Raw genomic sequence first — 20221 nt, 5'->3', positions numbered from 1 at the left:
GAAGGGCTCGCCCGGACAGGAGGAGCAGCCATGCCGTCCGACACGTCCCCCGCGAACGACCCCGCGCCGCACCCGGGGACCGCCGAGCCTGCGGGGCCCACGGACCACGTCGGGCCCGTGGACCGGGCCGAGCCGCGCGGTGCCCGACGTCGGGCACTCACCTGGGGCGCGGGAGCCCTCACCTTCTCGGTGCTCACCCTGGGCGGCTTCGCGCTGACGAGCGCCCCGGCGGCCCCCGGGACGGGCACCACGACCGACGGCACGGGACCCGCCGTGGGTGCCACGTCGGACGCCCCGTCGGACATGACAAACCTCACCGACGAAGCATGAGGAACCCGACAGAACGGGTGAAGGGCTGCACTGCCTGAGCGCTCCGGCCGGCACCAGGCTGGAGGCATGGACAACGACAGCCTCGACCACGGCGCCTCGGGCCGCGACGCCCGCCAGGACGACCTCGTCATCGACGTGCAGGGCCTGCGCCGCAGGTACGCCAGCAGCACCCGCGGCGCCAAGGGGTTCGAGGCGGTGGCGGGCGTCGACCTCCAGGTCCGCCGCGGCGAGCTCTTCGCGCTCCTCGGGACCAACGGCGCGGGCAAGACCTCGCTCCTCGAGGTCGTCGAGGGGCTCTCGCGCCCCACGGCCGGCACGGCCAAGGTCTTCGGCAAGGACCCCTACCGCGAGCGCGCCCAGGTCCGCCCGCGGATCGGGATCATGCTGCAGGAGGCCGGCTTCCCGTCCGACCTGACGGCGATCGAGACGGCGCGCATGTGGGCCGGGACGCTCGCGGACCCGCGCCCGGTCGAGGAGGCGCTCGACCTGGTCGCGCTCCGCGGCCGCGCCGACGTGACGGTGACGTCGCTCTCGGGAGGCGAGCGGCGCCGTCTGGACCTCGCCCTGGCGCTCCTCGGACGCCCCGAGGTGCTGTTCCTCGACGAGCCGACCACGGGCCTGGACCCGGAGAGCCGCCGCTCGGCCTGGGACCTGGTCCAGTCGCTGCTCGACGACGGCACGACCGTCGTCCTGACGACCCACTACCTCGAGGAGGCCGAGCGCCTCGCTGACCGTCTCGCGATCATGCACGGCGGCAGGATCGTCCAGGAGGGCACGGTCGCGGAGATCGTCGACGCCGAGCCCGCGCACGTCTACGTCGACGAGGCGAGCGTGCGCCCCCACCTCGCGGACCTCCCGCTCCTGCCGGGCGAGAGCCTCGAGCGCGTCGAGGGCGGCATGCTCTCGATCGCGACGCGCGACCTCCAGCGCAGCCTCGCGGTGCTGCTCGCCTGGGCCGCCGACCGCGACGTGACGTTCGGCCGCATCGAGGCGCGCCCCGCGTCGCTCGAGCAGGCGTTCCTCGCGATCGCCGACGGGCCCGGCGCCTCGCGCCCCGGCCTTGCCTCCTCCACCATCGGCCCGACGGAGCGTGCAGCATGACCACCCTCGCCCAGACCCCCCGCCGCACGACCCGTGCCGCCTCGGCCCCCCGCGGCACGACCGGCCTCGCGGGCTCGCTGCGCCGCGTCGGCTCGCTCGTCCGCGCCGAGACCACGCTGCTCCTGCGCAACCGCACGGCCCTGTTCAACGGGGTCGCGCTGGCCCCCGCGATGGTCGCGTTCCTGCACTTCTCCGGTGCGCTCGAGGCCGTCGTGGGCGACGGGGCCGGGGCGTCGGTCGTCGGGGCCTTCGCGCTCACGAGCCTCATCTGCTTCGCGCTCATGTTCGTCGTCTACTACAACCTGGCGAGCGCCTACGTCGCGCGGCGCGAGGAGCTCGTGCTCAAGCGTCTGCGGACCGGGCAGTGCTCGGACGCCGAGATCCTGATCGGCGCCGCAACGCCCGCGGTCGTGACGATGCTCGGACAGCTCGTGCTGGGCGGGGCCGCGATCGCACTGTGGATCGGCCTGGACGCCCCCGCGAACGTGGTGCTGCTGCTCGTCGCGGTGCTCGGGGGGACGTTCGTCTTCGCGGCGCTCGCCGCCGCGAGCACCGCGTTCACGCGCACGCTCGAGTCGGTCCAGCTCTCGACCCTGCCCATCATGGCCCTCGCGCTGCTGCTCTCGGGGACGACCCTGCCGCTCGCGCTCCTGCCGGAGAGCGTCCAGACGCTCGCCGCGTTCACGCCCCTGCACCCGGTCGGCGAGCTCCTGACGATCGGCCTCACGGGGCTGGGGCCCGACGGCGACGCGGTCGGCTTCGGGGAGACGTTCGCCCTGGCCGCGCAGCCGCTCGCGATCCTGCTCGCCTGGTGCGTGGTCGGCGCGTGGCTCGCGGCCCGGTACATGCGGTGGGAGCCGCGCCGCTGAGGTGGTGACGACGTCGCTCGTGGTGGACCCGGGCTGGGCGGCGTCGTCGAGCACGAGGTTGCGATCGGTCGAGCACGAGGTTGCGGTCGCTCTCCTGCTGAGAGCGACCGCAACCCCGTGCTCGGCACCGGAGGACCGGAGCCCCGGGGAACCCCTCGAAGATGCCCACGTGAAAGGCTGACCCCGTGAGCTGGAACCCCCTCGTCGGCGCGTGGTCGCGTCGCAGCAACCCCGAACGGTTCGACACCTACACGCGCTGGTCGCTGTACGTCGTCGCGACGTTCGAGCTCTTCGTGGTGCTCTGGGTCGTGGGCGAGGTGCCCACGGGGCACCCGGCCCTGCTCGCCCCCCTGATCGGGCTGTGCCTCGCGCACACCGCCTCGTGCGTCGTCGTGATCCGGTACGGGGTCACCCGGTTCCTCGGCGGTCCGCCGCCTCCCCGGTGGGCCCTGGGCGCCATGTGCGGGCTCGCGCTCGCGACCTGCGTGGTCGGCCTCGCGGCGTACCCGACGGGTGAGGGATCCATGTTCCAGGGCAACACACCGGTCCTGGTCGTGACCGCGGCGACCGCGTTCTCGGTCGCGGCCTGCGCGCCGCTCCTGACCTTCCGGTGGTTGGCGCTCGGGGCGGTCGGCGTCGCGGCGGTCTCGGGGCTCGTCTCGTGGTTCGTCGCCCCGGTCCGCGACGAGACGGCGACGGGCATCGCGGTGGGCCAGGGGATCGGCGTCGTCCTCATGTGCGTCGGGATCTTCGCGTCCTACCGGGTGTCGGTGTGGATGCTCGGGATCGTGTGGGAGCAGGAGCGCAACCGCGTCCTGCACGCGCGCCTCGCCGTGGCCGAGGAGCGGCTGCGCTTCTCGCGCGACCTGCACGACGTGTTCGGTCGCACGCTCTCGGTCGTGGCCGTCAAGAGCGAGCTGGCCGCGGAGCTCGCCTCGCGCGGACGCCCGGGAGCGGCCGAGCAGATGCTCGAGGTGCGCCAGATCGCGCAGGACTCGCTGCGCGAGGTCCGGGCGGTCGTCGCGGGCTACCGTGCCGCGGACCTGGCCGCGGAGCTCAGCGGCGCCCGCTCGGTCCTGCGGTCGGCCGACATCGAGACCACGATCGGGTCGTACGGTGACGGCGAGGAGGGGTCGCTGCCCGAGGCCACGCAGGAGGCGCTCGCCTGGGTCGTGCGCGAGGCCGTGACCAACGTGGTCCGCCACTCCCACGCGACGCGCTGCGAGATCACCCTGCGCGTCGAGCGTGGCGAGGCGGTCCTGACCGTGACCAACGACGGCGTCCCCGACCTCGACCGCACCACGACCAGCCCGGGCAGCCCCAGCGGGTCCGGGCTGATCGGGCTCGGCGAGCGGCTCGCCGGGGCCGGTGGTCGGCTCGAGACCGACCTCGAGCCCCCCACGTTCCGTCTCACGGCCACCGTCCCGCTCCCGGGGGTCGGTAGCCTCGTGTCGCGCATGCCGCTCGTCCCTCGGGGCCGCGGCACCGGCACCTCTCGCCCCGCCCAGGAAGGCCCCACCGCGTGATCCGCATCCTGCTCGCCGACGACGAGAACCTCATCCGCGACGCCCTGGCCACCCTGCTCTCGCTCGAGGACGACATCGAGGTCGTCGTCCAGGCCGCGTCGGGGACCGAGGCGCTCGCGGCCGCACGCAAGCACACGCCGGACGTCGCGGTGCTCGACCTCCAGATGCCCGGCCTCGACGGGATCGAGGTCGCCCAGGCCCTGGCCACCGAGGTGCCCGGGTGCGGGGTCGTCATGGTCACGAGCCACGGCCGACCGGGGTACCTCAAGCGCGCGCTCGAGGCCGGGGTGCGCGCGTTCCTGCCCAAGACCGTCTCGTCGCGCGTCCTGGCGGACGTGGTGCGTCAGGTCCACGCGGGCGGACGGTACGTGGACCCCGAGCTGGCCGCCGAGGCCATCGCGGCCGGCGCGAGCCCCCTGACGCCCCGCGAGGCCGACGTGCTCGAGCTCGCCGCTGGGGGAGCACCCGTCGAGGAGATCGCGACGCGCGCCTCGCTCGCACCGGGCACGGTGCGCAACTACCTCTCGTCGGCCGCGGCCAAGCTGGGCGCGACGAACCGTCACGAGGCCGTCCACCTCGCCCGCCGGCACGGGTGGATCTGACGGTGCGTCCCGGCCGGGGTGAGGGTCTCACCCCGGGCGAGCGGCGCCGTCGGGCCCGACGACGGCACGCGGCCCGGTAGGCTCGGTGACCGTGCCGAAAGCTCATCCTGACAGCCGTGCGTACCGACTCGTCGCGATCGTCGTGCGACCCCTGATGTTCGCGATCACCCGCCGTGACTGGCAGGGGGCGGAGAACATCCCCGCCACCGGCGGCTTCATCGCCGCGGGCAACCACATGTCGAACATCGACCCGCTGACGTTCGCCCACTTCCTGTACGACCACGGCCGGGCGCCCAAGATCCTGGCCAAGGCGTCGCTCTGGAAGATCCCCGGCCTGCGCTGGCTCCTGGACCAGACCGGGATGATCCCGGTGCAGCGCAACACCGCGGGGGCTGCGTCCTCGGTGAGCGCGGCGGTCGACCAGCTCGCGCTGGGCGAGTGCGTCGCGGTGTTCCCCGAGGGCACCCTGACCCGTGACCCGGACCTGTGGCCCATGGTCGGCAAGACCGGTGCGGCGCGCCTCGCCCTCGCGAGCCGCATGCCCGTGGTGCCCATCGCACAGTGGGGCATGCAGGACATCCTGCCCCGCTACAGCAAGCGGTTCCGGCCGATCCCGCCCAAGGACGTGGCCGTGCACGCGGGCCCGCCCGTCGACCTGTCGGACCTCTACGAGCGTCCCATCGACACCGCGACCCTGCGCGAGGCCACCAACCGCATCATGGACGCCATCACCGGGCTGCTCGAGGAGATCCGCGGCGAGAAGGCCCCGGCCGAACGGTTCGACGTCCGCAAGAACCCCGGCTCGGAGGAACGCAAGTGAGCACCACCACCCACTCGTCGCCCGTCACGGCGGCCGTGCTCGGCTCCGGCGCCTGGGGCACCACGTTCGCGGCCGTCCTCGCGGACGCGGGCTGCGAGGTCCGGCTGTGGGGCCGCAACGCCGACGTCGCCGCCGACGTCAACGCCACGCGACACAACTCGGCCTACCTGCCCGGCATCGAGCTGCCCGCGGGGCTCACCGCGACGACCGACGCGGCCGCGGCGCTCGCGGGCGCCCAGCTCGTGGTCGTCGCGATCCCCTCGCAGAGCGCCCGCGCGACGCTCGCCCCCTTGCGCGAGCACCTCGCCGAGGGCGCGGTCGCGGTCTCGCTCATGAAGGGCGTCGAGCTCAGCACCGACCGTCGCATGAGCGAGGTCGTCGCCGAGGTGTGGGGGCTCCCGCTGGACAAGGTCGCCGTGGTCTCGGGCCCCAACCTGGCCCGCGAGATCGCCGAGCACCAGCCCACCGCGACCGTGGTCTCCGCGACCGACCCGGAGACGGCCCGCTTCGTCGCGGCGGCCTGCTCGTCGTCCTACTTCCGGCCGTACACCAACTCGGACGTCGTGGGCGTCGAGCTGTGCGGCGCGGTGAAGAACGTCATCGCGCTCGCCGTGGGCATCGCCCAGGGCCGCGGGTTCGGGTACAACACGACCGCGACCGTCATCACGCGAGGTCTCGTCGAGATCACGCGCCTCGGGCTCGCGCTGGGTGCGGACGCCGAGACCTTCTCGGGCCTCGCGGGCATGGGGGACCTGGTCGCGACCTGCACGTCGCCCCTGTCGCGCAACCACACGCTCGGCAAGCACATCGGGCAGGGCATGAGCCTCGAGGAGGCCGTCGCGGCGACGGGCGGCACCGCGGAGGGCGTCAAGTCCTGCCGCTCCGTCCTCGAGCTCGCGCAGAAGGTGGGCGTCGACATGCCCATCACGGCCGGCGTCGTGGCCGTCCTGCACGAGGGCATGCCGGTCGACGACATGGCCCGCGGGCTGCTCGCGCGTCCGCAGAAGTCCGAGGGCGTGACGTCGGGGCGCTGACCTCGGTCAGTCGTCGTCACGCACCTCGACGACGACCCGCGTCGGGTCCGTGAGGGCGTAGACCCTGAACGGGTTGTCGGTGTCGTCCGTCCCGATGAACGACTGCGTGTACCCCTCGAACACGCCGCGGAGCGCGACCTCCTCGACCTCGTCGGTCCCGGCGACCCGCAGGGGGTTGGGGCCCGAGTACTCGGCGACGCCCGTTTCCGTGGGGTATCCCGAGCCCGAGATCATGACCTGCAGCGTGCCGTCCCCGGCGAGCGGGAAGACGTTCCCGCTGCCGTCGTCGATCGCCTCCGGGACGTACTCGACGCGCCACCCGGGCGTGCCCGTGCCGCCCAGCTCGTAGACGACGCGGTCGAACCCGTCGTGGCGTCCGACCCGCAGGTCGGTCACGGTCAGTGCCGCGCCGGCGGAGGGCTCGGAGACGTCCGGGTCGGTGTTCGCGGGGAACGCGGGAGCCGTGGTCGAGCCGTCCCCCTCGGTGGAGCCGGTCGATCCGGGCGCTTCGGTGGGGGTGCCGGAGGCGCCGTCGGTGGGGAGCGGGCTGGTGTCCGGAGACGCCGAGCGTGACGGGGACTCGACGGGCGTCGCGTCGTAGCCGCCGTCCCCGCCGGAGCACGCGGTCAGTACGAGGAACGCCCCGAGGCTCACGGCGGCGAGGGCTGGTCGCCGTTGCCAGCGGCGAACCGTCCGGGTGGCCGTTCGGGTGGCGCGGTCCATGACTGCCTCCTGCTCGAAGCGTGCGACCGGGAGCGGTTCCCGGCTGTCTCGAGCCTAGGCCGGGCAGGACACGGACGCATGGAGGGAGGGTCTCGATCGGGTGCCTCGTCGACGGCGGGCGCTGCGGTTCCGTGGTGTCCACGGCCGAACGATGACAGGGACCGGTCCCACGACCTAGCCTGGCCCCATGCCGTGGTTCAGCAGCGTGGGCGCGCCTCTCTTCCTCGTCGTCGTGCTCGTGGTCGTCGCGGTGGTCGCGATCGAGCGCATGGTGAGCGGGCGTTCCAGGGAGCGTGAGCGTCGCGAGCTCACCGGCTCGGGGGATAGCGTCGGTTCCGGGGCGTTCGGCGCCCTGGTCGACGTCTTCCAGCCGAGCAGGGTCCACCTCACCGAGGAGAAGGAGCGGCAACGGCTCGACATCGCGCAGGCGCCGCCCACCGCCCCGCCGATCGACGTCGACCTCGAGTCCGGGGTCGTCGTCTTCCGTGCTGACGCGTACGAGCCGCAGGCCGCCGACGGGACGGCCTCCGCGCGCTAGCTGCCCGCGGCGAGCCGCAGCGCGCGGTCGAGGTCCGCCCACAGGTCCTCGACGTCCTCGATGCCGACGCTCATGCGCAAAAGGTCCTCGGGGACCGTGAGCGACTCGGTCGAGAACCGCCGCCGGCGCTCGAGGCTCGACTCGACCCCTCCCAGGCTCGTGGCGGGAACCCACAGCTCGACGGCCTCGACGACCGCGTCCGCGGCCTCACGACCGCCCCGGGGCCGCAGCCCGATGATCGCCCCGAAGCCCGTCATGGTGCGGGCCGCGCGCTCGTGGCCCGGGTCAGTCGGCAGGCTCGGGTGCCGGACCTCCTCGACGAGCGGGTGCTCGGCCAGGCGCCGGGCGATCTCCGCGGCGTTGGCCTGGGACCGCTCGACGCGCAGCGCGAGCGTGCGCAGCCCGCGCAGCGCGAGCCACACCTCCCACGGGCCGGCGATCGCGCCGTGCAGGGTCCGGTAGGCGCGGACCTTCGAGGCCAGGTCCGGGTCGCTCGTCACGACGGCACCGAGCACGACGTCGGAGTGCCCCGCGAGGTACTTCGTGACCGAGTGCACGACGACGTCCGCGCCGTGAGCGAGGGGCTGCTGGCCCAGCGGGGTCGCGAACGTGTTGTCGACCGCAGTGAGGACCCCTCGATCGCGCGCCGCGGCGAGGAGCACGGGCAGGTCCGCGACCTCGAGCATGGGGTTGGTCGGCGACTCGATCAGCAGCAGGTCCGCCCTGCCGATCGCCGCGAGCACCTGGTCGGTGTCGGCGACGTCCACGCGGACGACCTCGACCCCGTGACGGGCCGCGAGGTCGTCGGCGAAGCCGAGCGTCACCTGGTAGGCGTGCCGGGGCACGACGACCTTGCCGCCCGCCGGGACGAACGAGAAGACCGCCGCGATCGCCGCCATCCCGCTGCTGAAGACGATGCCCGGCTCCGAGGCGCCCTCGAGCGTGGCCAGGGCCTCCTCGAACGGGTGCCAGGTCTCGGTGTCCATGCGCGTGTACAGGAGCTCGCCCGGTTGCTGCACGCCACGCGACACGTACGTCGAGGACAGGACGACGGGCGGGTTCACGGGCCCGCCCTGCTCGCGGGGCGGGCGTCCGGCCGCGACCGCGATCGTGGCGGGGGACAGGGGGGAGCTGTGGACGGTGGGCGCGGTCGGCCCGGTCGGCTCGGTCGTCATGGGGGTGAGATTACGCCTGGGCAGCGGGTGGGTGCCGCGAGCAACCGACGGACGGAACGGCGGCGCCCCCGGTTCAGTCCTCGACCGGTCCGAGCAGCGCGCTCGCGAACGTCGAGTGCGCGGACTCGTCGTCCGAGGGGTGGAAGATCCCCGCGAGCACGTCCCGGTAGAGGCGCCCCAGCTCGGAGGACGCGAAGTACGAGGACCCGCCGGACACGCGGATCGCCTGGTCGACCACGACGCGCGCGGTCTCGGTCGCGCGGACCTTGAGGCCTGCGACCGCCGTGAACCAGCCGGCCCCCCGGTCCACGAGGGCGTCGATCTCGCCCGCGACCTGGTCGATCTGCGGGTAGATCCCGTCCATCGCGATGCCCGCGTCCGCGACGCGCCAGCGGATGTCCGGGTCCTGGGAGAGCGGCCTGCCGCCGTTCTTCATCGAGGTGCGCCGGTGCGCGTTCTCGACCGCGAGCTCGAGGGCACGCTTGCCGATCCCCGTGTAGACCGACGCGAGCAGCACCTCGAACGTCGTGAAGATCGCGAGCACGAGCGGGTCCGTGGAGGGGCCGGGCGCGAGGCGCCGGACGACCCGGTCGGCCGGGGCGTGCGCGCCCACCAGCAGGGTCGTGCGACTCTGGCTCGCGCGCATGCCGACCGTGTCCCAGTCGTCCAGGACGTCGACGCCGCCGCCCTCGCGCGTCACGAACGCGTGCACGAGGCGAGGGTCGCCGTCGAGCCCCGGGCCGTCCTCGGCCGCCGTCTCGATCCCGAGCACGCCCAGCCGCGTCCACGCGGGCGAGAGCGACGTGAAGATCTTGCGGCCGTGGAACGAGTAGCCGCCCTCACCGTCGGGACGGGCCTGGGTCCGGGACCCGAACAGGACCAGGTCGTTGCCCGGCTCCGAGTACCCGAACGCGAAGACCTCGCCGCGCGCGGCCTCCTCGAGCACGAAGTCGAGCGAGTGGTCCCCGCGCTCGTAGAGGTAGCGTGCGACGCCGGTCCACACGTGGTGCATGTTGACGGCCAGGGCGGTCGCGGGGGCCGCGCCCGCGAGGCGGATCTGCTCGTGCGCCACGTCGCGCAGGCCGAGGCCCGGGCCGCCCATCGCGGTCGGGACGAAGGCCTGGAGGTAGCCGGCCGCGGTCAGCTCCTCGAGGTCCTCGGTGAAGAAGGCGTTCTCGCGGTCGTAGCCCGCGGCACGCGAGCGGATGCGGTCGAGCAGGTCGTCGGTCAGCAGGGGGAGGCTCATGCCCCCGTTCTATCACCGCTCCTTCACGAGCGGGGACCTCTCCTGTTCTCTCGGGGAAGCAGGGTTCCGGTAGGGTCGTCCGCGATGTCCAGCCAGCCAGAACCCAGTGCTCCCGCGCGCAAGACGCGCGTCCTCATCCTCTTCGGCGGACGCTCCGGCGAGCACGTCATCTCGTGCGCCACCGCGGGCGGCGTCATGCGTGCGATCGACCGCGACCGCTACGAGATCGTCCCCGTCGGGATCACCAAGGCGGGCCAGTGGGTCCTCGCCGCGGACGAGCCCGCGCGCTGGGAGATCACGGCGGGCAACCTGCCCGAGGTCACCGCGACGGGTGGCGAGGTCCTGCTGCCGCTCGCGGTCGGCCAGCGTGGGTTGCGCGTCCTGGAGCCGGGCGAGTTCCCGCGCGAGCTGGGCGAGGTCGACGTCGTCTTCCCGCTGCTGCACGGCCCGTTCGGCGAGGACGGCACGCTCCAGGGCCTGCTCGAGCTGGCCGACGTGCCCTACGTGGGTGCGGGCGTGCTCGCCTCCGCCGTGGGCATGGACAAGCACTTCATGAAGCTCGTCCTCGCGGGCCAGGGGCTGCCCATCGCGCCGTACACGGTCATCCGCCCGGGGGAGTGGGACCGCAACCCCGCCGCCTGGACGGAGACGGTCGCGGGCCTGGGGCTGCCGGTCTTCGTCAAGCCCGCTCGCGCCGGGTCGAGCCTGGGGATCACCAAGGTCGACGACCTCGCGGACCTGCCCGCGGCGATCGACGAGGCGCGCAAGCACGACCCCAAGGTCGTGATCGAGGCCGGGGTCGTCGGACGCGAGATCGAGTGCGCGGTGCTCGGGGGGCGCCAGGGCGAGCGCCCGCGTGCGTCGCTGCCCGGTGAGATCGTCGTGACGGACACGAACCACGACTTCTACGACTTCGAGGCCAAGTACCTCGACGAGGCCGGCGTCGAGCTGAGCTGCCCGGCCGACCTGCCCCAGCACCTCGTCGACGAGGTGCGCGACGTCGCGGTCCGCACGTTCGAGGCGGTCGGAGCGGAGGGCCTGTCCCGGGTCGACGTGTTCGTCACGGACGAGGGCCAGGTCGTCGTCAACGAGATCAACACCATGCCGGGCTTCACGCCGTTCTCGATGTACCCCCGCATGTGGGAGAAGTCAGGCATCTCCTACCCCGACCTGATCGACGAGCTCATCCAGCTCGCGCTCGAGCGCCCCACGGGCCTGCGCTGACCGTTCCGGCGGCTCGACCCGACGGACGCGAGGAGCGCGCCACCCCCGGGGGTGGCGCGCTCCTCGCGTCCGTCCGTCGGGAAGGTCACATGCAGTAGCGCGTCTGCTCGACCTTGGACACCGCGCGGTTGAGGTCGGAGACGAACGACGACGAGTGGTCCGAGCTGACCGACGGCGGGATCTGGACCTCGACCGCGGGGTCGCGCCCGTACGTGACGAAGGTCCACGTGCCCTTGCCGTCGTCGGCGACGATCCAGTCGACGCTGCCCGCGGCGCTCGGCACGCCCTGGCAGCCCGTCGTGGTGGGCTCGGGTGGCGTGACGCCGCACCGCAGCGTCACGGCGGCGCCCGACGCGCCCCAGGCCGCGGTGGCCTGGCTGTCGGTCTTGACCTTGGGCAGGTCGCCCAGCATGTCGGGGACCGCGAGGACGACCTCGGCGCACTTGGGGTTCGCTGCGTCGTCGGCGACCGGGACGCCGATGGTCGGGGCGCAGGCGCTGGTGCCTGCGACCACGGCGAGCAGCAGGATCCCGGCGAGCGTCCGACGTCGGGCAGGGGTACGAGGGGCGTTCAGCACCCTCCAACGGTAGCCGCTCCGGCGGGGGCCTCCGTCCCGCGTAAGGTGGCGCCGTGACTGATCTGAACGAGGGCCGGGTGCTGGTGCGCGAGACGTCCGAGGAGGAGCTGCTCGCGGCGATCTTCCCGCTCCTGCCGACGGGTGCGGCGACCCTCGTGGGGCCCGGCGACGACTCGGCCGTCGTGAGCGCCCCCGACGGGCGCTTCGTGGTCTCGACCGACGTGCTGGTCGAGCGTCGGCACTTCCGCCCGGAGTGGTCCACGGGGTACGACGTCGGGTGGCGCGCCGCGATGCAGAACCTCGCCGACGTCGCGGCCATGGGGGCGCGGCCCACCTCGCTCGTGGTCTCGCTCGTGATCCCGGGGCACCTGCCGGTCGAGTGGGTCACGGGCCTGGCCCGCGGCCTCGCCGCGGCGTGCGCGCCCAGCGGTGCGGCCGTGGTCGGGGGAGACCTGTCGAGCGGGGACGACGTGGTCGTCGCGGTCACGGTGCACGGGGACCTGGGCGGGCGGGCGCCGGTCCTGCGCTCGGGAGCCCAGGTGTCCGACGTCGTCGCGCACGCCGGGCGGCGAGGCTGGTCCGCCGCGGGGCTCGCCCTGCTCGACCACGACCTGGGACCTCTGGACCAGGGCCTGGTCGACGCGTACCTGCGTCCCGAGCCGCCGCTCGACGCGGGCCCGGCGGCCGCGGACTCCGGGGCCACGGCCATGCTCGACCTGTCCGACGGCCTGCTGCGCGACGCCGGTCGCCTCGCCCGGGCGAGCGGCGTGGGCATCGACCTGGACCTGGGGGCCTTCCGCGGGGACCTGGACCGGTTGGTCGTCGCGGCGTCCGCCGTCAGGGCGGCGAGCGGGACGCTCGCGCCTGCCGGGGCCGAGCCGGGCCCGGCGGGCGCCGCCGCGGAGACGGCCCTCGCCCGCGACTGGGTCCTGACGGGCGGTGAGGACCATGGCCTGCTCGCGACGTTCCCCGCGGCGACCGCGCTGCCCGAGCCGTTCCGTGCGGTGGGTCGGGTCGTCGCCGCGCCGCCGGCGGGCGTGCCAGGGGCTACCGAGGGCCGTGCTTCGGCGGTCACGGTCGACGGGGCCGCGCCGCGCGCGCACGGCGTCGGGTGGGACCACTTCCGCGGCTGAGGGTCGGGCCGCCGACGAGGCTGTCCGGTCGTCAGGCGCGCGGGCGGGAGGGCCCGGCACGCGTCGAGGGGGCCGCCCCGGAGGGCGACCCCCTCGACGGGAGGAGCTGTTGTGCGGCGGGCCGGTCAGACCGTGCGACGGAAACGGACCTGCGTCAGGTCACGGCCGCCGATGTCGTCGCGACGCTCGACCCCGTCCGGGGCGAACCCGTGACGACGGTAGAAGTGCTGGGCGCGCTCGTTGTCCTTGAGGACCCACAGCGAGACCGGCGTGCGCGGCGGGACCTTGCCGAGCATGGTCCGCATGAGGTCACGGGCGACGCCCCGTCCCCAGGCCTCGGGGTCGAGGTAGATCGCGTAGACCTCGAGGTCTCCGGACTCGGCGTCCTCGTCGCGAGCGGGGCCGAGGCTCGCGAAACCGAGCGCGCGACCGTCGGCCTCGGCCAGGAGGATGTCGGCGCCCGAGCTCGCGAGGTTCTGCGTCCAGGCGGCCTCGCGCTGGTCGTGGTCGAGCGATGCGAGGTAGTCGTCCGGGACGATCCCGGCATACGCGCCACGCCACGAGGCGATGTGCACCTGGGCGATCGACGCCGCGTCCTGCGGAGTTGCCGTGCGGATCGTTACCTCGTTGAGTTCCGTCACCATGACCAAATCCTGCCACTTCCGTGGAGTTTCACCAAACCTCTTTGTCCGGATCTTCAGCAAATCTCCCCAAGGTGATGTGCTGGTGGGATGAGAGGAGCGGCGGGCGTGCTGGCCCGCGTGTGCCGTGCGTCGTCCGCCGATCCTCTCAGCCTTTCACCCCGCGTGCGCGCTGGGCGCGGTGCGAGCGGCGAGCGCCTGCTGAACCTCCTCGGCGATCAGGTCGCCGTTGGTCGCGGCGGCCGCCTGGACGCCCGCGGCCGCCGCGGCGACGACCTGCGCCATGATGTTCGTGACGTTGCCCGCGACCCTGACGCCGGGCACCGAGGTCGCGCCCTGGGGGTCGGAGGGTACGAAGGTCCCGATCGTCACCCCGTCGACGACCTGGTCCTCGGTCTCGACCCCGAGCGACGTGAGGACCGCGGACCGGGCCGTGAAGCGGGGCGCGACCACGAGCGCCGTGCACTCCACGACCTCCCCGGACGCGAGCCGGGCGCCGCTCAGCGCGTCCGCGTCGAGCGCGAGCCCCGCGACGCGGCCCTCGACCACCCGGATGTCGCGCGCGTCGAGGGCGGCACGGGTCCCGGCGTCCGGGGCCGGTGACCCGTGGAGGAAGAGCGTGACGTCGTCGGTCCACTGGCGCCACATCTGGGCCTGGTGGATCGACATCGGGCCCGTGGCGAGGATGCCCACCGCCTGGTCGCGCACCTCCCAGCCGTGGCAGTACGGGCAGTGCAGGACGTCCTTGCCCCACCGTTCGGCGAGCCCGGGGACGTCGGGCAGCTCGTCGACGAGGCCCGTGGTCACGAGCAGACGACGAGCCCGGACGGCCCGGCCGTCGGTCGTGAGGACCTCGAAGCCCCCGTCGGGCAGGACGGTCGCGGACTCGACCGTGCCCTGGGAGATCCGGCCCCCGTAGGCCGCGACCTCGGCCCGTCCGGTCGCCAGGAGCGCGGCGGGGTCCTCGTCGTCGCGGGACAGGTAGCCGTGCATGTGCGCGGCCGGTGCGTTGCGCGGACGGCCCGCGTCGATCACGAGCACGCTGCGTCGTGCCCGGGCGAGCGTGAGCGCTCCGCTCAGGCCCGCCGCACCGCCTCCGACGACCACGACGTCGTAGGTCTCCGGTGCTGCGTCGTTCGATGTGCTCTCGCCCGTGGCGGGCGCTGGGTTCTCTCGGGTCACGGTGACCACCTCCGTCGTCGAGCATCCGCGCTCGCGTCGCGAGTTGGCAATTCCTCTTGCCGGAGTGGCAAACTCGACGCCATGGACGATCCCTTCGCCGCAGCCCTCGAGGCCGTCGGGCCACGGCTGCGCGCGCTGCGCCAGCAGCGTCAGCTGACCCTCTCCGAGCTCTCCGAGCGCACGGGCATCTCGGTGAGCACGCTGTCCCGGCTCGAGTCCGGGGGCCGGCGCCCCACGCTCGAGCTCCTGCTGCCGCTGGCCCGCGAGCACGAGGTGCCGCTCGACGAGCTCGTCGGTGCTCCACCGACGGGAGACCCGCGGATCCACGCGCGCCCGGTCAAGCGGCACGGGTCCACGTTCCTGCCGCTCTCACGCAGGCCGGGCGGCGTCCAGGCCTACAAGCAGCTCCTGCACGGCCGGACCACTGACGTCCTGCCCGAGACCAGGGTGCACGAGGGCTACGAGTGGCTGTACGTCCTGGGCGGACGGCTGCGCCTCCTGCTCGGCGAGCACGACCTGGTCCTCGGCGAGGGCGAGGCCGCCGAGTTCGACACCCGCACCCCGCACGCGATCCTCAGCGCCGACGAGCACCCGGTCGAGCTGCTCGTCCTCTACGGCCCCCAGGGGGAGCGGGCGCACGTGCGGGCGCGGCCCGTCTCGCGTGCCGCCGACCGGCCGGACTGATCACGCCCGAGCGTGCCCGGCGCCCGGGCGACCCGCCTGCCCGAGGGGAGCCCCGCCGTCGGGCACCTGCCCCCGGACACACGAGAGCCCGCCAGGACGGATCCTGGCGGGCTCTCGTGGAACGAGCTGAAAGGCTCAGACGTGACGGACGACCTTGCCGGCCTTCAGGCACGAGGTGCACACGTTGAGGCGCTTCGGGGTGCCCGAAACGATGGCACGGACGCGCTGGATGTTCGGGTTCCAGCGACGCTTCGTACGGACGTGCGAGTGCGAGATGCTGTGCCCGAAGCTCGGGCCCTTGCCGCAGACTTCGCAGTTGGCAGCCACGATTTCTCCTGATCGTCGTGCACGCCTCCGCGAAGGACAGCGGCGACGTAGTGAATGGTCTGTGGGGTGAACGCTCCGTACCGGCAGAAGCCGGGGAGCGTCCGTGGTCGCCCAGGTCTGTCCGGGCAACCTCCATAGGGTAGCCGATGGCCGCCCTCCACCCCAAACCGGCCCGAACGCATGCAAGAGGCAGCGCACGAGGCGGACTACGGTGGTCCGGACAGTATCGCAGGCTCGACGGGGGTTCGGCACCCTCGCGCGCCGCCCCGGACCGAGGAGCCCCACGAGCGTGACCGACGGCAAGGAGCACATCGAGCCCGCACTGGTGCGGGCGTGGGTGACCGAGACGGTCCGGACGCTCGGGGAGGCCAGGGCGCGCATCGACAGCGCGAACGTCTTCCCCGTCGCGGACGCGGACACGGGCACCAACATGCTCCTGACGGTCACCGAGGGAGCGCGGGCCGTGTCTGCCCTGCCCGACGGCGAGCCCACCGACACCGTCCTGGTCGCCTTCGCGCGGGGTGCGTTGCTCGGGGCGCGCGGGAACTCGGGCGTGATCCTCAGCGAGTTCCTGCGCGGCTTCGCGGGCGCGGTCACGTTCGCGGACCAGCCCGTGGGGTCGCTGCGCGTCGCGACGCGGTTCGAGGCCGCCGCGCGCGCCTCGTACGCGGCCGTCGCCGCCCCCGTGCCCGGGACGATCCTCACGGCCGCGAGCGGCGGTGCGTCGGCGGCGCGCGCCGCGGCCGACGCGGGCGCCGACCTGACGGGAGTCGTGGTCGCGGCGCGTGACGGATCTCACCGCGCCATGCTCCGCAGCCCCAGCGAGCTCGAGGTCCTCTCGCGCGCCGGCGTGCTCGACGCGGGGGCCTACGGGCTCGTGCTCGTGCTCGACGCGCTGTGCCGCGTCCTGGGCGCGGACGGGCTCGACGGGGCAGGGCTCGAGGCCGAGGCCGCCGCCCGCGGCGGGTCGCCCGGAGCCCTGCCCGGCGCCGCGGGCCACGCCGCGGACCCGGCGGACCCGGTGATGTCGGTGGCCGGCGGCACCATGGACGCCATGGCGACCCTGACGACCGACGCCTCGGTGGACCGGGAGGCGGAGCCGAGCCCCGCGGTCGGGCCCGGCGACCCTGCGCAGGCCGCTGCGCCCGCCGACGGGGGGACCGCGAGCGTGGGGCTGGACGGTGAGTTCGAGGTCATGTTCGTCGTGGAGGCGGGCGTGGGGGACGCGCTCCGCACCGTGTCCCTGGAGACCGACGGCCCTGACCTCGCGGACGCGCTCCGCTCCGCGCTGCAGGAGGTCGGCGACTCGGTCGTCGTGGTCGGCGACGGCGTCTGGCAGGCCCACGTGCACACGGACGACCCGGGGCGCGCGGTCGCCGCGGCCCGTCAGGTCGCCGCCGGCCGGGCCGGGCTGCGCCAGGTCTGCGTGCGCCACCTCGCGACCCAGGTCGCGGCGCGCGGCGTGCACGCAGGCCTGCCAGAAGCCCCGCCTCACACCGACCAGCAGGTGCCCGCGCACGGCGTGGTGACCATCACGTCGGCGCCGGGGCTCGTACCGGACCTCGCCCGCAGCGGGGCCGTGGTCCTGCTCGCGGCCGACCGCGCACCCGAGCCCGAGGAGGTGCTGCGCGTCGCGGTGGACACCTCGGCCCGGCTCGTCACGGTGCTGCCGGGCAGCGACGCGGCCGCGGCCGCCGCCCGCGCAGCGGCACTGCTGGTCGAGCCGGGCGCGGGCGACCTGCAGGCCGTCGAGGTCCTCGACGCCCCGACCGACCTGCACGTCGTCGCGGCGCTCGCCGCCGCGCAGCTCGTCGAGGAGGGGCAGGCCGAGGCGATGCGTGCCGCGCTCGCCGAGGTCCGGGCGGTCCAGGTCGCAGCGGACGGCTCGCTCGTGCGACCCGCGCTCGAGGAGCTCCTACGCCCGGACGACGAGGTCCTCACGATCATGCCGGGCCGCCGGGTGGACCCGCTCGTGATCGACGTCGTCGTCGGCATCGCACGCCAGCGCGTCCCGGGCATCGAGGTCGTCGTCCTCGACTCCGGGCGCGACCACGCAGACCTCGAGCTGGGAGCGGAATGAGCAAGGACCTGACCCCCGAGGCCACGGACCACGTGACCGCTTCCCGGGTGCTGGCCGGAGACCTGGTCACGGGGCCCGTGGACCGGTTCGCCGAGCCGCTCGCCAAGGTGCTCGGCCCGCGGTCCGCCGGCGCGCTCGCGAAGCTGGGCCTCGAGACCACGGGCGACCTGCTGGGCCACTACCCTCGCCGCTACGGCGACCCGGGCAGGCTCACCGACCTCGGCGGGCTCGTGCTCGGCGAGCACGTGACGATCATGGCGCGCGTGGTCCAGGCGACCGTGCGGGCCATGCGCTCGCGGGGCGGGGCCATGATGCAGGCCGAGGTCACCGACGGCGTCCACCGCCTCTCGCTCACGTTCTTCGCCAAGGGCACGGGGGCGCTCCGCACGCACGAGAGCCGTCTCCAGCCTGGGCGCACGGGCCTGTTCACGGGCGTCGTGAGCGCCTACCGCGGGGCGCGCCAGCTCACGCACCCGGACTACCTGATCATCGGGGTCGACGCCGACGACGAGGAGTCGGCCCTCATCGAGGCGCGTCGCCCCATCCCGCTCTACCCGGCGAGCGCCGCGATCCCGAGCTGGCGGATCCAGAAGGCCGTCCGCCAGGTCCTGGACCCGCTGACCGAGGACGAGGTGCCGGACCCGCTGCCGCCCGCCGTCCGCGAGGCCCGCGGGTTCGGGTCGCGGCACGCGGCACTCAAGGACGTCCACGAGCCGTTCGACACGCGTCAGTGGCAGCACGGGCGCGACCGCCTGCGCTACGAGGAGGCGTTCGTGCTCCAGGCCGCGCTCGCCCAGCGGCGCGCGCGGGCCGAGGCCGAGGAGGCGACGGCTCGCCCGCTGCTCGCCCCGGGCGAGCCCAGCGTCCTCGCGGACTTCGACGTGTCGCTGCCGTTCACGCTCACGGCCGGGCAGCGCGAGATCGGCGAGGAGATCTCCGGAGAGCTCGCGCGCTCGCGGCCCATGCAGCGCCTGCTCCAGGGAGAGGTCGGCTCGGGCAAGACGGTCGTCGCGCTGCGCGCGATGCTCCAGGTGGTCGACGCCGGAGGGCAGGCCGCGCTCCTGGCGCCCACCGAGGTGCTCGCCTCGCAGCACGCCCGCACGCTCGCGACCCTGCTGGGGCCGCTCGCCGAAGGGGGCATGCTGGGCGGGGCGGACCACGGCACGCGCGTCGCGCTCCTCACGGGGTCGATGGGGGCCGCCGCCAAGAAGTCCGCGCTGCTCGACGCCGCGAGCGGGCGCGCGGGGATCGTCGTCGGGACGCACGCGCTGCTGAGCGAGAACGTGCAGTTCGCGGACCTCGGGCTGGTCGTGGTCGACGAGCAGCACCGGTTCGGCGTGGAGCAGCGCGACGCGCTGCGGGCCAAGGCGAGGACGAGCCCCCACCTGCTCGTCATGACCGCGACCCCCATCCCGCGCACGGTCGCCATGACGGTCTTCGGCGACCTCGAGACGTCCTCGCTCACCGAGATCCCGGCCGGGCGCGCGGGCATCACGACGCACGTGGTCCCCGCGGACAACGAGGCGTGGATGAACCGGACGTGGCAGCGCGTGCGCGAGGAGGTCGACGCCGGGCACCGCGCGTACGTGGTGTGCGCCCGGATCCACCCCGACGCCGAGGTCCCGGCCCGGGATGCCGGTCCCGACGCCGCAGGGGCCGCGGGCGAGGGCAAGGGGGCCGCGAGGAGGAGGTCGCGGACCGACGACTTCGACGAGGTACCCGACTTCCTCGACCTCGACGGGACCGGCACGGGGTCGGACCGGCCGCCCCTGCGCGCGGTGCTCGAGGTCGCCGAGGAGCTCGCGCGCGTGCCCGCGCTGCGCGGGCTCTCGGTCGGCGTCCTGCACGGGCAGATGCCCCCCGCGGACAAGGAGAAGGCCATGGCCGACTTCGCGTCCGGCGCGGTGCAGGTCCTGGTCTCCACGACAGTGGTCGAGGTCGGCGTGGACGTGCCCGAGGCCACGGTGATGGTCGTGTTCGACGCGGACCGGTTCGGCCTCTCGCAGCTCCACCAGCTCCGCGGCCGCGTGGGCCGTGGCTCCGCGCCCGGGCTGTGCCTGCTCGTCTCGACCGTCGAGCCCGGCACCCCCGCGGCCGTCCGGGTCGAGACCATGGCCGAGACCACCGACGGCTTCCGCCTCGCGACCGTCGACCTCGAGCTGCGCAGCGAGGGCGACGTGCTGGGTGCGGCCCAGTCCGGCAAGGCGAGCTCGCTGCGGCTGCTGCGCGTCGTCAAGGACGTCGCGGTGATCGAGCAGGCGCGGGCCGACGCGGCCGAGGTGATCGGCGCGGACCCGGACCTCGAGCACCACCCCGAGCTGCGGGCGGCGATCGCCAGCCAGCTCGACCCCGAGCGTGAGGAGTTCCTCGAGCGGGCGTAGCCGGGGCCTTGGCCCACCCCGTCTAGGC

20 protein-coding genes are annotated in these 20221 nt (G+C 74.2%); 13 read left to right on the top strand and 7 right to left on the bottom strand.

Going from position 1 to position 20221, the window contains the following annotated elements; all coding sequences use genetic code 11:
• The first annotated feature begins 30 nt into the window (after positions 1-30).
• The 7 genes from ASE15_RS06955 to ASE15_RS06925 all read left to right on the top strand — a co-directional run bounded on the left by ASE15_RS06955 (position 31) and on the right by ASE15_RS06925 (position 6282).
• Positions 31-330: a hypothetical protein gene (locus tag ASE15_RS06955; protein WP_056762392.1), complete on the top strand. Its 300-nt coding sequence runs from the start codon at positions 31-33 to the stop codon at positions 328-330.
• Positions 331-396: 66 nt separating this feature from the next.
• Positions 397-1431, top strand: coding sequence for an ABC transporter ATP-binding protein (locus tag ASE15_RS06950; protein ID WP_056762391.1), 1035 nt, complete (start codon positions 397-399; stop codon positions 1429-1431).
• On the top strand, positions 1428-2300 hold the full coding sequence (locus ASE15_RS06945; RefSeq protein WP_056762389.1) for an ABC transporter permease: 873 nt from the start codon (positions 1428-1430) through the stop codon (positions 2298-2300). Before ASE15_RS06950 ends, ASE15_RS06945 begins: the two co-directional genes overlap by 4 nt.
• Positions 2301-2485: 185 nt before the next feature.
• On the top strand, positions 2486-3826 hold the full coding sequence (locus ASE15_RS06940) for a sensor histidine kinase (RefSeq protein WP_056762387.1): 1341 nt from the start codon (positions 2486-2488) through the stop codon (positions 3824-3826).
• Positions 3823-4428: a response regulator transcription factor gene (locus tag ASE15_RS06935; RefSeq protein ID WP_056762384.1), complete on the top strand. Its 606-nt coding sequence runs from the start codon at positions 3823-3825 to the stop codon at positions 4426-4428. The genes ASE15_RS06940 and ASE15_RS06935 overlap by 4 nt, the downstream gene beginning before the upstream one ends.
• Before the next feature lie 91 nt (positions 4429-4519).
• The gene (locus ASE15_RS06930) at positions 4520-5248 is read left to right on the top strand and encodes a 1-acyl-sn-glycerol-3-phosphate acyltransferase (RefSeq protein ID WP_056648941.1); all 729 of its coding nucleotides are present in this window, start codon (positions 4520-4522) and stop codon (positions 5246-5248) included.
• Complete coding sequence (locus ASE15_RS06925) at positions 5245-6282, top strand: NAD(P)H-dependent glycerol-3-phosphate dehydrogenase (RefSeq protein WP_056648436.1); 1038 nt, start codon at positions 5245-5247, stop codon at positions 6280-6282. The genes ASE15_RS06930 and ASE15_RS06925 overlap by 4 nt, the downstream gene beginning before the upstream one ends.
• Before the next feature lie 6 nt (positions 6283-6288).
• On the opposite strand, the gene ASE15_RS06920 is transcribed toward ASE15_RS06925, so the two are convergent.
• Complete coding sequence (locus tag ASE15_RS06920; RefSeq protein WP_056762381.1) at positions 6289-7005, bottom strand: hypothetical protein; 717 nt, start codon at positions 7003-7005, stop codon at positions 6289-6291.
• 187 nt (positions 7006-7192) lie between these two features.
• On the opposite strand from ASE15_RS06920, the gene ASE15_RS06915 reads away from it, so the two are divergent.
• Positions 7193-7543, top strand: coding sequence for a DUF6191 domain-containing protein (locus ASE15_RS06915; RefSeq protein WP_056762379.1), 351 nt, complete (start codon positions 7193-7195; stop codon positions 7541-7543).
• Here the strand turns inward: ASE15_RS06915 and ASE15_RS06910 are convergent.
• On the bottom strand, positions 7540-8718 hold the full coding sequence (locus ASE15_RS06910) for a PLP-dependent aspartate aminotransferase family protein (RefSeq protein ID WP_056762376.1): 1179 nt from the start codon (positions 8716-8718) through the stop codon (positions 7540-7542). The two genes, ASE15_RS06915 and ASE15_RS06910, sit on opposite strands and share 4 nt — an antisense overlap.
• Before the next feature lie 73 nt (positions 8719-8791).
• A complete protein-coding gene (locus ASE15_RS06905; RefSeq protein WP_056762374.1) occupies positions 8792-9964 on the bottom strand; it encodes an acyl-CoA dehydrogenase family protein in 1173 nt (390 codons plus the stop codon).
• An 84-nt stretch (positions 9965-10048) separates the two neighbouring features.
• Between ASE15_RS06905 and ASE15_RS06900 the strand changes: the two genes are divergently transcribed.
• Positions 10049-11188: a D-alanine--D-alanine ligase family protein gene (locus ASE15_RS06900; RefSeq protein ID WP_056762372.1), complete on the top strand. Its 1140-nt coding sequence runs from the start codon at positions 10049-10051 to the stop codon at positions 11186-11188.
• An 85-nt stretch (positions 11189-11273) separates the two neighbouring features.
• On the opposite strand, the gene ASE15_RS06895 is transcribed toward ASE15_RS06900, so the two are convergent.
• Positions 11274-11765 (bottom strand): DUF3515 family protein, encoded by a 492-nt coding sequence (locus ASE15_RS06895; protein ID WP_235534219.1) that lies wholly within the window; start codon positions 11763-11765, stop codon positions 11274-11276.
• A 62-nt stretch (positions 11766-11827) separates the two neighbouring features.
• Between ASE15_RS06895 and ASE15_RS06890 the strand changes: the two genes are divergently transcribed.
• Positions 11828-12898: a thiamine-phosphate kinase gene (locus ASE15_RS06890; RefSeq protein ID WP_056762687.1), complete on the top strand. Its 1071-nt coding sequence runs from the start codon at positions 11828-11830 to the stop codon at positions 12896-12898.
• A 125-nt stretch (positions 12899-13023) separates the two neighbouring features.
• Here the strand turns inward: ASE15_RS06890 and ASE15_RS06885 are convergent, their stop codons facing one another.
• Together ASE15_RS06885 and ASE15_RS06880 are read right to left on the bottom strand one after the other, a co-directional pair.
• Positions 13024-13542, bottom strand: a complete 519-nt coding sequence (locus ASE15_RS06885; protein ID WP_056648448.1) for a GNAT family N-acetyltransferase — start codon at positions 13540-13542, stop codon at positions 13024-13026.
• A 153-nt stretch (positions 13543-13695) separates the two neighbouring features.
• Positions 13696-14721, bottom strand: coding sequence for an NAD(P)/FAD-dependent oxidoreductase (locus tag ASE15_RS06880; protein ID WP_056762686.1), 1026 nt, complete (start codon positions 14719-14721; stop codon positions 13696-13698).
• Positions 14722-14802: 81 nt separating this feature from the next.
• Between ASE15_RS06880 and ASE15_RS06875 the strand changes: the two genes are divergently transcribed.
• Positions 14803-15405: a helix-turn-helix domain-containing protein gene (locus tag ASE15_RS06875; RefSeq protein WP_056762370.1), complete on the top strand. Its 603-nt coding sequence runs from the start codon at positions 14803-14805 to the stop codon at positions 15403-15405.
• Positions 15406-15540: 135 nt separating this feature from the next.
• On the opposite strand, the gene rpmB is transcribed toward ASE15_RS06875, so the two are convergent.
• Positions 15541-15732: a 50S ribosomal protein L28 gene (gene rpmB / locus ASE15_RS06870; RefSeq protein WP_056648452.1), complete on the bottom strand. Its 192-nt coding sequence runs from the start codon at positions 15730-15732 to the stop codon at positions 15541-15543.
• A gap of 289 nt (positions 15733-16021) precedes the next feature.
• On the opposite strand from rpmB, the gene ASE15_RS06865 reads away from it, so the two are divergent.
• Entirely contained in the window at positions 16022-17812 is a 1791-nt protein-coding gene (locus ASE15_RS06865; protein WP_056762368.1) for a DAK2 domain-containing protein, read from the top strand.
• Entirely contained in the window at positions 17809-20193 is a 2385-nt protein-coding gene (locus ASE15_RS06860) for an ATP-dependent DNA helicase RecG (protein ID WP_082618263.1), read from the top strand. Before ASE15_RS06865 ends, ASE15_RS06860 begins: the two co-directional genes overlap by 4 nt.
• Positions 20194-20221: the final 28 nt, after the last annotated feature.

The sequence above is a fragment of the Oerskovia sp. Root22 genome (assembly GCF_001429135.1).
Lineage (GTDB): Bacteria > Actinomycetota > Actinomycetes > Actinomycetales > Cellulomonadaceae > Oerskovia > Oerskovia enterophila.
The sequence above is the reverse complement of the archived record's forward strand: the minus strand, read 5'-3'. Positions and strand labels throughout refer to the sequence as shown.